The organism is Actinomycetota bacterium (genome assembly GCA_040757835.1).
Taxonomy (GTDB): domain Bacteria; phylum Actinomycetota; class Geothermincolia; order Geothermincolales; family RBG-13-55-18; genus SURF-21.
Genome location: JBFLWJ010000032.1, coordinates 1 through 12,805 on the forward strand (window position 1 = coordinate 1; position 12,805 = coordinate 12,805).

Below are 12,805 nucleotides of genomic sequence, written 5' to 3' on the forward strand. Positions count from 1 at the left end.
TAAGGCGAAAGGGGCAAGGTGCCCGTTCGGAGGCGTCCTCCCAAGCTAATAGTTTTCAGCAACCCCTTCCGAAAGGGGCATGGAGAGGCTTACCCTTGACTTGGGTCTTTAAAGGTGACCCCATGGACTAGAAGCGTTTGCGGTAGTCTGGGCAGGTGGTGGCGTTTGGCCGCTCAGGGTTGGTGCAGGCCGAAGGGTAGTCGTAGGCACAGTCGTCGCAGAGGAACTTCTTCCCCCTAAAGAACTGCTTGATCCTGGTCCATAGACTCATAACGGGATTCTACCACGCTTCGTTTACGGGGGATGTGACGTGGGCGTTATCCTCCCGGAGGGTTGCGGCGCGGGCCGATGGCAGACCCCAGGTGTGCCAGGATCACATGCTGGCTCGGCCGATGCGGTCCGTGAGGGTGATGACCCTGCTCTGCGACCACTCCAAATCTATCTTGCCGTTCTCTGCCAGCCTCATGAAGACCTCGACGACGCGCGGGTCGAACTGCCTGCCCGAACCGTACCTCAGCTCGGCCATGGCCTCCTCCAGGGGCAGCGCCTTGCGGTAAGGGCGGTCCGAGGTCATGGACTCGAAGGCGTCGGCCACGGAGATGATCCTCGCCCCCTGCGGGATCTCCTCGCCGCGCAGCCCGTCGGGGTACCCGGTGCCGTCGAAGCGCTCGTGGTGGTGGTAGACCAGCGGCATCACCGGCTCGAGGAGCTTCACCGACTGCAGGATCTTGGTGCCGATGAAGGGGTGGTACTCCATCTCCCTCCTCTCCTCCTCGGTGAGCCTGCCGGGCTTCTTGAGGATATCCTCCTTGATGCCGATCTTGCCGACGTCGTGCAGGATGCTCGCGTTGCGGATGATGTCAACCTCCGCTCCCGACAGCCCCATCTCCTCGGCGATGGCCACGGCGTACTCGGTGACGCGATGCGAGTGGCCGTGGGTGTAGGCGTCACGGGCATCGATGGCGGACGCCATGGCCGTGATGACCTCGATGTAGATCTCCTCGAGGCTCTCGAAGAGGCGGGCGTTCTCTATGGCGATGGCCGCCTGGCTGGCCAGGCTGGTGAAGAGGTTGATCTCGTGGGGGTTGAACCTGTGCGGCTCGTCGGTGTAGATGTTCAGCACCCCGATAACCCGCTCCTTGAGGTTCAGGGGCACCGAGAGCAGCGAACACAGGCCCTCCTCGCGGGCGTGCTCGTTGTAGGAATGGCGGGCGTCGTTCCGGATGTCCTCGACGGCGATGGGCCTTCCCTCCTGGATTACCCTGCCGGCGATGCTCTCGCCGATCTTGACGGGGCCCTTGCGGATGTAGCTCTCCGACAACCCGTGGGCCGCGGCGATGATCAGCTCCTCGCTCTCCTCGTCGATGAGCATGATGGAGCTGATCTTGGCGTCCAGCAGCCCGATGCTCATCTGGACGATCTGCTGCAGCACTGTCTCCAGGTCGATGGCGGAGGTTATGGCCTTGTCTATCTCGAAGATGGCATGCAGCTCGCCGATGCGGTCCTCCAGGTCCGAATAAAGCCGTGAGTTGTGGATGGCCAGGGCGGCCTGGACGGACAGTGCCGACAACAGGTTGAGATCGTTTTCATTGAACCCATGTTTCTGCTGGCTGCCGGCGAAGGCGATGCCATAGACCTCCTCGCGCCACTTCATGGGCGCGTAGATCGCGGACCTGATGCGCTGGGACTCCAGGAAGTGCCGGAATCCGTGTTCCCGGTCCGCATCGTCCATGAGCAGCGATTCCGCGGTCTGGTATACCTTTCCTACCAGGCCGTAATCGTCGGGCACGCTCAGGTTGGACTCGCCCTCGCTCACCCCGTCGGAGGCGGCCACGATCAGCTGCCCCATGCCCGGATCGGAGCGGAACACCAGGACCACGTCGGGGCTGATGCTGCGGGAGATGGCGTTGCCGAGGTTGGCGAAGACCTTACCCTCCTGGAGGGTGGAATCGAACACGGTGGAAAAGCCGGAGAGGGCGGTCAGCTCCACCATGCGCCTGGCCTTCTCCGCGCTCTCCCTCTCGGCGAAACCGGCCATGTAACCCATGATGAAACCGGCCAGGACCATGAAGATATAGCGCCCCAGTAGGTAACCGATGGAGTCGGGCCAGGTCAGGCGCCCCGAGACGCCCAGGGTCACGGTGATGGCTAAACATCCCAGGACCCCGAAGGACACCCCCTCCTTGATGCCGAACCACAGGGCCACGTTGGCTATTGGTAATACATAGAGGTACTCGAACTCCATGATGGGATTGGCGCGGGTATAGTAGATGAGCAGCGAGACGAGGAACATCTCGAAGCACATCAGGCCGAGGGACGTAATCCTGAACCTCTCCTCGGGCACGCGGAATATGATGAAGTCCATCATTATGTAGAAAGCCCCCAGTCCTATGATGACCGGGAGCATCAGGGCGGTATCGTAATCATCGCGGACCTGTATGTACTGGAAGACCAGATATACGTAGACCAGTATCCTGATCAACCTGGTGAAGAAGGTCAGCCTCTTCCTAAGGTCCAATCCCACACCCCTCGCCGTAGGACCGTTCTTACCGCCTGACTCGGCCGCTGAATAACCAGTTAAAGAAGGTCCCCAGCGTGGGGATCCTCCGATTGTCCGGATGCTTTATTTCCACGTCATCCAACACTTATGGTATCGTCTTTTCGCCCCGCATCCTAAAGCGATGTCCCGAACGGCTCGTTTTCCGGGGTGAGTAGCGCTTTATGGTGGATGAACGGGCCCTTGCCGCGTGTATGGGGTCAGCCTTGGGGTCAGCCCCTGACATGCGACATTGAGTTGCGTAGCAGCAACCAGAGCTTCGAGCCTACCTTGCATGTCACATGTCAGGGGCTGACCCCAAGGCAAGTTCGATGGCCTCGGCCCAGCCCTCGTTGAGGAAGCCCTCGGTCACCACCACGTTCTCCATCCCGGCGATGAGCGGGACGAGGTGGGGATTGGAGTAGAGGCCGTTGCGCACCAGGAAGAAGGCCCCGACCTCACCCGCCAGGGAGAGGTCGGCGTCGGAGTCGCCTATGGCGATGGCCTCGCTACGGCCGAAGCCGCGCAGGCGCATGTCCTCCGCCGTCGCCCCTTCCTTGCTCACGCCCCTGGGCATGAGGTGATAGGCGCGCAGTTCGTCCACGTCCAGGGTGGGGCTGGTGCGCGGCAGCACGCCGTTGTCCACCAGCACCAGGGACGGGAAGTTCTCCTCCAGGAGGGCGTTGACCTCCGCAACGTCCACCAGGCCCCGGAAAAGGGGGGTACAGTCGCGGAAATCGGACCAGGGGGTATGGTACTCGATGCGCCGCGGATAGCGGGAGAGGATGAAGTCCGCCGCACCCGAGCCGGAGATGGCCTCGCGGATGTCCGTGCATCCCCCGCCCAGGGCCCCCGGGTTGACCACCACCTTCTCCCCCAGGTCGTAGAAGACCTCCACCCCCAGCTCGGCGATGTAGTTGCGCAACCCCAGCACGCGCGCGGTCTCCCGCAGCTGGCGGCCGCTGCGGCCCGACACCGGCACCACGTCCACGCCGCGCTCCAGGGCCGCCACCAGGGCGCGGGCGGGGCGCAGGGTGTACTCGCGCTCTATGTTGAGGACGAAGTTGCCCATGGGTCCCATCATGGTCCCGTCCAGGTCGGTGTAGACCACACGCACCTGCCCCAGCCGCTCACGCAGCCGCGGCCAGCGGACCGCGGGCCCGAACTCCCGCGCCGCCCGCTCGAGCTCCGAGCCCTCCATGCCCGCGAAGGGACCCGCCGTCATCCGCTCCTCCCGAAGCGCTCGCGGTATTCTCTGACCTCTATCATGGGGGGCCTCTCCTCCACCTGCAGCATCCTCTTCTCCAGAAGGTACTGGCCGTCTTTATAGTCTATCTGGGTCATCTCGGGGTTGTAGTCCTCCAGCAGCCTCATCTTTCCCTGCTCCTGCAGGCGGATGAGGACCGCCTGCATGATCTGGAAGGCCATCCTGCCCAGGGCGGGCACCGGCTGGTTGTGGTGCTGCCTGTCCACCAAGTCCACCTGTCCCAGGGCGTCCATGCCGTAGCGGTCGTAGATGTCCATGAGCATCCCGATCTCCACGCCGTACCCCGAGAAGAAGGGGATCTTCTCCAGCAGCTCGCGTTCCCCGCCGTACTCCCCCGACAGGGGCTGGATGAGGGCCCCCAGCTCGGGGAAGAAGAGGCTGAGGAGAGGGCGCGCCACCAGCTCCGTTACCCTGCCGCCGCCGGTGGAGAGGAGGCGGTGCTCGGCCTTGATGGGCCTCTGGTAGTAACCCTTGACGTAGAGTATCTCCGGGCGGGTGACCAGGGGGCCGATGATGCCGTAGATGAAACGCGGGTGGAAATTGCGGATGTCGGAGTCTATCCAGACGATGATGTCGCCCCGCAGGCAGAAGAGGCTCCTCCACAGGGCGTCCCCCTTGCCCAGGGGCTCGTGGAGGCCGGGCAGGATCTCCTCCTGCCCGTAGACCTCGGCCCCCGCGTCGCGGGCTATTTCCCTGGTGGCGTCCTCGCTGCCGCCGTCCACCACGCAGAGCTGGTCCAACAGTGGGGCCTTCTCCATGAGTTCGCGCCTGGCGACCTCCAGGATGGTGCCGATGGTGGCGGCCTCGTTCATGCTGGGGAGGCAGACGCTGATGCTCTTGCCGGCGCGCTGCTTCGCCTCGTGCAGCCGCCCCAGGTCACTGAACTGCTCGTGGTGGAAGGTGTTGGCGCCGTACCAGTCGCAGCTCTCCAGTTTCGACGTCTCGTAGCAGTCCTCACCGCTGCCGTTAGCCCCGCCTGCCATGCCCCTACCCCCTTGTGAACCGCGCCGGCGTCAAGACGGCCCCGCCGTGCCTGCTCTTCCCAGCGCGAAAGCTTTCAGGTTGACCTCCACCGCCCTGGAGGGCACCGCGCCGCGTATCGACTCCTCCCATACGCCCTCGGGAAAATCGAGAAATCGCGAGAGCGCCCCCAGCAGACAGGACCCCGCCGCGCGCGCGTTCCCGGCCCGCACCGCCAGCTCCCTCGCGTCCATCTCCAGGGTGCGGGCGGCATACGCGCGTATGAAACCCAGGGCGCCCTCGGGATAGACGGCGTCCCCGCGCAGCACGGGGAGGGGGTCGAGGCGGTAGTCATTCACGATCGCCGTACCTTCACCTCCCAGGAAGTGCAGGAAGCGTAGCCCCTCCAGCAGCTCGAAGGCGAGGAGGAAGTCGGCCTTGGCCACCTCGACCAGGGGGGAATGGACCTTCTCCCCCCACCGCACCATGCACACCACGCTGCCCCCCCGCTGGGCCATGCCGTGCACCTCCGAGGTCTTGACGTCGTAGCCCATGGAGAGCGCCGCCTCCGCCAGCACGCGGGCCGAGAGCACGTTGCCCTGGCCCCCCACGCCCGCAAGGAGGACGTCAGCCACCTTCCGCCACCTCCTCCAGGGCCCCGGGGCGGCATACCTGCGCGCACATGGAACACCCCACGCACAGGTCCTCCTGCACCACCGCTTTCTCGCCGCGCATGACCAGGGCGGGGCATCCCAGGCGCAGGCAGCGCCTGCAGCCGGTGCACTCCTCCTCCCGCACGCGGTAGACGACGCCCGCGCGGCGCTCGCGCAGCACGCAGGGGCGGCGGGAGATGATCACCGAGGTGCGCGGCGCCTCCATCTCCTCGCGGATGACCGCCTCCATCTCCTCCAGTTCCCAGGGGTCGACGACGCGCACCGACTGCACCCCCACGGCCCGGCACAGTTCCGCCAGGTCCAGGGCACTGGTGTCCTCGCCCATGAGCGTCCTGCCCGTGCCGGGGTGGTCCTGGAAGCCGGTCATGGCGGTGGTGCGGTTGTCCAGGATGACGATGGTGGAGATGGTGTTATTGTAGACCATGTCGATGAGGCCGGTGATGCCGCCGTGGATGAAGGTGGAATCGCCGAGCACGCACACCACCTTGCCCGCCTTGTCCGCGTTGGCCTCGCTCGAGTCGAAGGCCCTCTCCATGCCCAGGGCCATGCCCACGCTGGCCCCCATGCACACCTGGCAGTCGATCCCCGCCAGCGGCGGCAGCACGCTCAGGGTATAGCAGCCGATATCCGAGGAGACCACGGCCTTGTTGCGGTTGAGGGCGTAGAAGAGCCCGCGGTGCGGGCAGCCCGGGCACATCACCGGCGGGCGGCCGGGCAGCTCGGACTCGTCGGGGATGGCGGCATGGGGAACCGGGGGCGTCCATCCCCCATGCTTCACCCCGGTGTCCATCTCGATGAGTTCGGCCAGGCTCCGCGCGACCAGGGTGGGATCGAGCTCCCCGTCCCGGGGGATGCGGGTCTTGCCCACCACGTCTATGCCCAGGGCCTTGATGCCGTCCTCGAGGAAGGGCTCCAGCTCCTCCACCACGTAGACGCGGTGGAAATGGGAGGCGAACTCGCGGATGGTCTTCTCCGGCAGCGGATAGACGAGACCCAGCTTGAGGATGGAGGCCTCCGGGAACACCTCCCGGGCGTACTGGTAGCAGACCCCGGAGGTGATGATGCCCACGCGGGAAGAGCGCATCTCGAGCGAGCTGAGGGCGAAGGTCTCCGCCTCCTTCTCCAGCTCCTCGAGGCGGGATATGACCAGGGGGTGGCGCATGCGCGCGTGGCCCGGGATCATCACCCGCTTCAACGCGTCCTTCTCGTAGGGATGGTCCACGCGGATGCGGTCCTCCCGGTACTCGACCACGGTGCGGGAGTGGCTGATCCTGGTCTCGAGGCGCAGCATCACCGGGGTGTCGTAACGCTCCGAGATGTCCATGGCCATCCCCACCATCTCCAGGCACTCCTGGCTGTCCGCCGGCTCCAGCATGGGGACCTTGGACATGCGCGCGTAGTAGCGGCTGTCCTGCTCGTTCTGGGAGGAGTGCATGCCGGGGTCGTCCGCTATGGCCAGCACCAGCCCGGCGTTGACCCCGATGTAGGGCAGGGTCATCCAGGGGTCCGCGGCCACGTTCAGGCCCACGTGTTTCATGGCCACCAGGGACCTCGCCCCGCCCAGGCACGACCCGATCCCCACTTCCAGGGCGACCTTCTCGTTGGGAGACCACTCGCAATAGACCTCGGGGTAGGCGGCCAGCTCCTCCAGGATCTCCGTGGACGGGGTGCCGGGGTAGGCGGCGGCGACGCGTACGCCCGCGCGCCACGCGCCAAGGGCGACGGCCTCGTTGCCGGACATAAGCGCCCTCTTCACGGCCTTACCTCCTTTTCACGCTGGAATTATATCACGTAGGCACTGTGCTAGAATTACAGGTAATTTATTCGCGGCGGAGGATAGAGTCCATGTCCATATATGAAGATAACGGCGGCGAGCGGGACCGTCCCGCGGACGAGGAACTGGTCCGCCGTTACCTCGACGGCGACTCTGCCGCCTTCGAGGAACTGGTGAGCCGCTACGAGTCCGTGATCATGAACATGGCCTACCGCCTCCTCGGCAACCGCAGCGACGCCTCCGACGTGTGCCAGGAGGTGTTCGTGCTGCTCATCCGCAAGCTGGGGTCGTTCCGGGGGGAGTCCAAGTTCTCGACCTGGCTCTACCGCGTCTCCCTCAACGCCTGCCACGACTATGCCCGCAGGTCGAAGCGGCACGTATCCATATCCGAATCGCCGGGCGACGACCTCCCCGATATCGAGCAGCGCCTGGCGGACGACGGGTTCGACTCGCCGGAGCTGAGCATGGAGAGGGCGGAGGTCCAGAAGACGGTGCGCGATGCCGTCGCCCGCCTCCCCTACAAGTTCAAGGAGGTCATATACCTGCACGACCTCAGCGGCTATAACTATAAAGAGGTGGCGGAGATACTGGGGATATCGCTGGGCACGGTGAAATCGCGGCTCAACCGGGCCCGAACGAGACTGGCGGCAGAACTAGAGGATTACCGGGAACAGATTTCATGACAGCTCCATCTAAATCAACGCGAATATGTATGAATGACCCATCTCCAGAGACGGAACCCGGGGCATGAAGATGAGATGTAAAGGCGCCATCAAGCAAATCGGGCCGTTCATCGACGGCGAACTCGGCGAGGCCGAAGCCAGGGCACTGCGGGAACACCTCGACAGCTGCGAAGAGTGCTCGCGGCGCTACCATTACATGCGCGGCCTGGTGCGGCAACTCTCCTCGCTGCCCGCCATCGTCCCCACCCCCGAGGAGAGCTACCGCCTGTGGAACCTGCTCCGCCGCGAGATGGCGGTTCCCTCCGCCCCCAGGCCCCTGGCCCGGCGCACGCAGCTGGCGGCCGCGGCCCTGTCGGTGCTGGTGCTGATCACCGTCACGGGCGTAGGGCTGGCCGTCTGGAGCAGTGGCGGACCCGCCCCGGTCGCCGAAGAACCCGTGGCGGAGACCGCGAGGTCCGGCGAGGCCCAGGAGGAGAGCTGGGACACGACCATGCCCGGCGCCAGTGCGGGGACGGGGTTGATGGCGGCGGCCGTCGCCCGCCCCGACGTGGTCGTCTCCCAGAACGAATACGACGCCGGCGACCTGGAGGATTTCCGCAACGACCTGGGGACGCGGCTGGACTTCTACTCCACCTACTGGTACCCGTCCTCGGGCGGCACTGCCAGTGAGGCCGCCCTGGAGGACCTGCAAGCCGAACTCACGGGTGACCTGACCGAGCAGGCGGCGGCCGCGGGACAGGACCCGCGGGAACTCGAGCGCGCGGTGGCGGCGGTGATGGAACAGGCGAGCGACGAGCCCATCCTCCCCTGCTACGCGGAGCGCGCGAAGATAGCGGGCAAGGACGCCTGGTTGATCTCAGTGAGCGGCCCCGAGGACTACCTGCTCTTCCCCGACCCGCAGAAACCTCCCGCCATGATCCTGGCCTCGCTGGGCGGAGAGGAGAGCCTCAAACTCAGCGAATCGGCCTTGAAAGAGCTGGCCTCCATCCTCGCACCCTCGGGAAAGAAAAACGCTCCCCTGGTCCCCGCGGGGACCTTCCAGCAGGAGGAGGAAGCCCAGGACGAAACCGCGGCGGAAGAGCCCGCGAGCGATACCGGGAAGGTTACGGAGGAGACGCAGACGGGAGAGGGGCAGTCACAGCTCGAGGAGGATTTCCAGTCCTTCCTGCGCCGGCTCGCGGCCCAGGGCACCAGCCTCGACACCCTCTCGGCCCTGCAGGACCTCAACTACGAACAGGTGCTGCAGCTGCTGCAGGGGGACTGGGGCTCCCTCGCCAGCGGCGGCGTGAACCTGAGCGACTTCCTCACCCCGCCCCAGCGCCTGTGGGCCGTTGACTGCGCCTCCGGCGAGATCATCTGGTCCGCGGAATAAGCCTCCGCGTTTCCGCGAGATGCTTCCTCCTCAGAAGACGAAGAGCTGGCAGGGATCCACTTCCTCGCGCAGCACGCGCAGCTCCTCCACCGTCGGCTTGGGGGTCTCCACCACGTCGTCCGAAACCAGCAGCTCGAAACCGGTGAACTGCTGGATGACCTCTGGGGTCACGCCCGGGTGGCAGGAAATGAGCTTCATCCTGCAGGTCGCCTCGTCGAATCCCATCACTCCCAGGTGCGAGATGACCCTCCAGGGGCCCCCTCCCGGCAGGCCGGTGCGCTCCCGCGCCCCCGGGCCGTCGAGATAGCCGGGGGTGGTGACGTAGTCGCAACGCTCGGGAAAACGCTCCGGCAGGTGCAGCCCCATGAAGATGACCCTCTGGCACAGGGAGGCGATGTCGTTGGCCCCGCCCGAGCCGGTGAGGCGCACCCTGGGGTGCTCGTAGTCGCCGATGACGGTGGCGTTGATGTTGCCGTACATGTCGATCTGGGCGCCGCCCAGAAAACCCACGTCGGCATAACCGGCGCGGCTGTGTCCGAAGACCGAGGTCATGGAGAGGATGACCGGCGCCTTGTGATAGGTCCAGGAGCCGGACACCGACCACGGCAGCACGCGCGGCTCCGGGTCCACGGCGCCGCACTCGTAGATGGCCATCATGTTGGGGGCGTAGAGCTTGTGCGCCAGGAGGGCCCCCACCAGCGGCAGGCCCGTTCCCACGAACACGCTCTCCCCGTCCTTGATCAGGCGCGCGGCCACGCAGGCCAGCAGCTCCCTGGGCGTGTACTGGATCTCGCTCACTTGCACATCGTTCATCTTCGCACCCTCCTCAAATGGCCCGCTTGGCCACTTCTTCGTATTTCCAGTCGCGCTCGCCGCCTATGCCCCAGGAACCGATACCGCAGTAGGCGGCGTCGCAGGCCAGCTGCTCCAGCCTTTTAAGGTACTCGATCACGTTCATGCCCTCGTCCTCGGCGATGAGCTGGATCATCTCGAAATGGTCCCTGGTGCCCAGGATGTACTTCTCGTACCACTCCCGGGTGCTCTCGGCCGTCTTCCACTCCACGCGCACCACCCGCTCCTGCAGGCGGCGGTCGAAATAATACATGCCGGGCATGTCGCCGGGGTACGCCCCGTAGGGCACCTCGCAGACGGCATCCACCGTGTAGTGGGGCACGATGACCTGGTAGGGGTTGGCGCGGATGTCCAGGGTGTCAACGATGCGCTCGCAGGTGACGATGACCTTGTGCGCGGCCACACAGATGGAGGTATCGTTGACCGCCGGCCCCCAGATGCGCCCGTTGCCGTATCTGTCCGCATGGTGGACGTGGATGATGGCCACGTCGGGGTAGATGGCCGGCACCAGGCAGACCGGGTCTCCCGTGAAGGGGTCCTCGGCCAGCTTTATGTATGGGTTGGTGTTCATGATGTCCGTGCCCAGCATGGACCTGCAGGCCACGTAGTCCAGGCCTTTCTCGGCGGCCAGCAGGGACAGGGCCAGCCCGCCGTGGCTCCAGTCGGAGTAGACCTTGAGGGTGCCGGCTTCGACGCCCCTGCGGAATGGGGAGATAAGGCCGCGCATCTCCACACCCACGTAGGCCACGTGGCATCCCTCCATCCCGCCGAACTCGTGCCAGGCCGTGTTCATGCCTCCCGGGGTGAAAATGCCCACCAAGTCCTTCTTCTTCTGGCGGCCGATCTCCCAGAACGCGGCCATGGGCCCGCGCACGTAGGCGAAACCCGTTTCGATGATGGAGTCGCCGTCCTGGACGAACTCGGCCACGGCGTCCTGAAGGGTCATCCGCTTGTCCTTCTCCGCCCGGGATTTCTTGAGCTTCGCCTCTCTCGCCAGTGCGTGGTCGAACAGTCTTTCGTTAGCGTGACTCATCCTCTAACCTCCCGCTGTGAACACATGATGAAGAGGGCAGCAGAACACCTGCTTCAGGGGTGTCGGGATATGCGCTGTCGGAGCATCCGGTCGGCGGTGCCGCGTACCCTGTTTCATCGTTTTCCTCGAATAAGCTGCGTCTATTGGTGCATATGTTTTCCGTCCAGTCTATTTAATCACTTATCAAGGGTGATTGCCAGCCGCGACCGCATACAACCGCATGCATCCGTCAGTATGTATCGCGAAAGCGACAGCGCCGTCTTCGGCGCGGCGGTGCCAGCGCCGTGACGCGTCCGCGCGGCGGGGCCTGGCACGTGAACGTACGGACATGCACCGGCATCTGACCCATATCCTTGGGATTGTACGAGGTTATGGTCTATCCTTTAGAAAGGCTTGCCGGTCGAGGAGAGGAAGGACCACCATGCACGAGCTGGGAGTCACCGAGAGCATCGCCTCCATATGCATCAGGCACGCGCAGGCGAGCAACGCCAAACGCGTGCTCAAGGTCAACGTGAAGCTGGGGGAACTGACGGGGATAGTCGATAACTACGTCGCCTTCTACTGGGATATGGTCACCAAGGACACCGTCGCCCAGGGGTCCGAGCTCGTCTTCAACAAGGTGCCGGTGGTTGCCCGCTGCCCCGACTGCGACGAAAACTTCGATGTGGTGGAGTACGACCTTACCTGCCCCAAGTGCGGCAAGACCGAGACCGAGATCATCTCCGGGCGCGAGTTCCTGGTGGAGTCCATCGAGATCGAATAGGATGAAGAGATAGATATGGAGATCCTGGAAATGGGGATGAGCAGGAGGGCATCATGGATATAGAGGTCCTGGAAGGTATCTTCGACGCCAACGAGAAGATCGCCCGCGAGAACGAGTCCCTGTTCCGCGCCAGCGGCGTGCTGGCCATGAACCTCATGGCCTCGCCGGGGGCGGGCAAGACCTCGCTCATCGCCGCCACCCTGGAGCTGCTCAAGGGCCGCGTCCGGGTGGGGGTCATCGAGGGGGACATCGAGTCCAGCGTAGACGCAGAGAAACTCAAGGCCTACGATATCCCGGTGGTGCAGATAAACACCCACGGCGCCTGCCACCTGGAAGCCATCTCCATCCAGCAGGCAGTCGGCCACATGGACCTGGGCGCCGTCGACCTGCTGGTCATCGAGAACGTGGGCAACCTGGTCTGCCCCGCCGAGTTCAAGCTGGGCGAAGGGCTGCGCACCATGATCCTCTCCGTGGCCGAGGGGCACGACAAGCCCCTCAAGTACCCCCTCATGTTCAGCGACTCCGACGTGCTGGTGGTGAACAAGACCGACCTCATCGGCCTGGGCGACTTCGACCTGGCGGAGCTGCGCTCGACCGTCACGCGCATGAACCCGGACATCATCATCTTCGAGGTGAGCTGCCGCACCGGCGACGGCCTGGCGGCCTGGGCCGACTGGCTGGCGCAGCGGGTGGAGGATTTCAAGACCGGAAACACTGATTAGGGGAAACCGGGGGGTATCCTGCTCCCAGCCCCAGGTATCCTCAAGCTCATCTTGAACAGTTGATTTTCCAGACTCCCAGGTAGAAGGGCATAATTCACCTTCAGAAAAGGGCCGTGGCATTAGGATTGGCCTCTTTGGCCGTTGGCGGCACCGCGACCCCTATGGCCTT

At 64.7% G+C, this 12,805-nt stretch carries 12 protein-coding genes; 4 read left to right on the forward strand and 8 right to left on the reverse strand.

Features of this window, described 5'->3' with window-relative positions:
• Positions 1–127 precede the first annotated feature (127 nt).
• The 6 genes from AB1384_15570 to iorA form a co-directional block, all read right to left on the reverse strand.
• Positions 128–271, reverse strand: a complete 144-nt coding sequence (locus tag AB1384_15570) for a hypothetical protein (protein MEW6555687.1) — start codon at positions 269–271, stop codon at positions 128–130.
• A gap of 102 nt (positions 272–373) precedes the next feature.
• Entirely contained in the window at positions 374–2,518 is a 2,145-nt protein-coding gene (locus AB1384_15575) for an HD domain-containing phosphohydrolase (protein ID MEW6555688.1), read from the reverse strand.
• Between the two features lie 316 nt (positions 2,519–2,834).
• Positions 2,835–3,761, reverse strand: a complete 927-nt coding sequence (locus AB1384_15580) for an HAD family phosphatase (protein ID MEW6555689.1) — start codon at positions 3,759–3,761, stop codon at positions 2,835–2,837.
• On the reverse strand, positions 3,758–4,786 hold the full coding sequence (locus tag AB1384_15585) for a glucosyl-3-phosphoglycerate synthase (protein MEW6555690.1): 1,029 nt from the start codon (positions 4,784–4,786) through the stop codon (positions 3,758–3,760). The genes AB1384_15580 and AB1384_15585 overlap by 4 nt, the downstream gene beginning before the upstream one ends.
• Before the next feature lie 30 nt (positions 4,787–4,816).
• Complete coding sequence (locus AB1384_15590; protein MEW6555691.1) at positions 4,817–5,398, reverse strand: indolepyruvate oxidoreductase subunit beta; 582 nt, start codon at positions 5,396–5,398, stop codon at positions 4,817–4,819.
• Entirely contained in the window at positions 5,391–7,193 is a 1,803-nt protein-coding gene (gene iorA / locus AB1384_15595) for an indolepyruvate ferredoxin oxidoreductase subunit alpha (protein MEW6555692.1), read from the reverse strand. The genes AB1384_15590 and iorA overlap by 8 nt, the downstream gene beginning before the upstream one ends.
• 89 nt (positions 7,194–7,282) lie before the next feature.
• Here iorA and AB1384_15600 point away from each other — a divergent pair, with 89 nt between their 5' ends.
• Complete coding sequence (locus tag AB1384_15600) at positions 7,283–7,894, forward strand: sigma-70 family RNA polymerase sigma factor (protein MEW6555693.1); 612 nt, start codon at positions 7,283–7,285, stop codon at positions 7,892–7,894.
• Positions 7,895–7,964: 70 nt separating this feature from the next.
• A complete protein-coding gene (locus AB1384_15605; protein MEW6555694.1) occupies positions 7,965–9,266 on the forward strand; it encodes a zf-HC2 domain-containing protein in 1,302 nt (433 codons plus the stop codon).
• Between the two features lie 30 nt (positions 9,267–9,296).
• Here the strand turns inward: AB1384_15605 and AB1384_15610 are convergent, their stop codons facing one another.
• Together AB1384_15610 and AB1384_15615 are read right to left on the reverse strand one after the other, a co-directional pair.
• Entirely contained in the window at positions 9,297–10,079 is a 783-nt protein-coding gene (locus tag AB1384_15610; GenBank protein MEW6555695.1) for a CoA-transferase, read from the reverse strand.
• Positions 10,080–10,092: 13 nt separating this feature from the next.
• Entirely contained in the window at positions 10,093–11,151 is a 1,059-nt protein-coding gene (locus tag AB1384_15615; protein ID MEW6555696.1) for a CoA-transferase, read from the reverse strand.
• 421 nt (positions 11,152–11,572) lie between these two features.
• On the opposite strand from AB1384_15615, the gene hypA reads away from it, so the two are divergent.
• Both hypA and hypB read left to right on the forward strand, forming a co-directional pair.
• A complete protein-coding gene (gene hypA / locus AB1384_15620; GenBank protein ID MEW6555697.1) occupies positions 11,573–11,914 on the forward strand; it encodes a hydrogenase maturation nickel metallochaperone HypA in 342 nt (113 codons plus the stop codon).
• A gap of 53 nt (positions 11,915–11,967) precedes the next feature.
• Positions 11,968–12,636 carry a hydrogenase nickel incorporation protein HypB gene (hypB, locus tag AB1384_15625; protein ID MEW6555698.1) on the forward strand — a complete coding sequence of 223 codons (669 nt, stop codon included), beginning with the start codon at positions 11,968–11,970 and terminating at the stop codon, positions 12,634–12,636.
• Positions 12,637–12,805 lie beyond the last annotated feature (169 nt).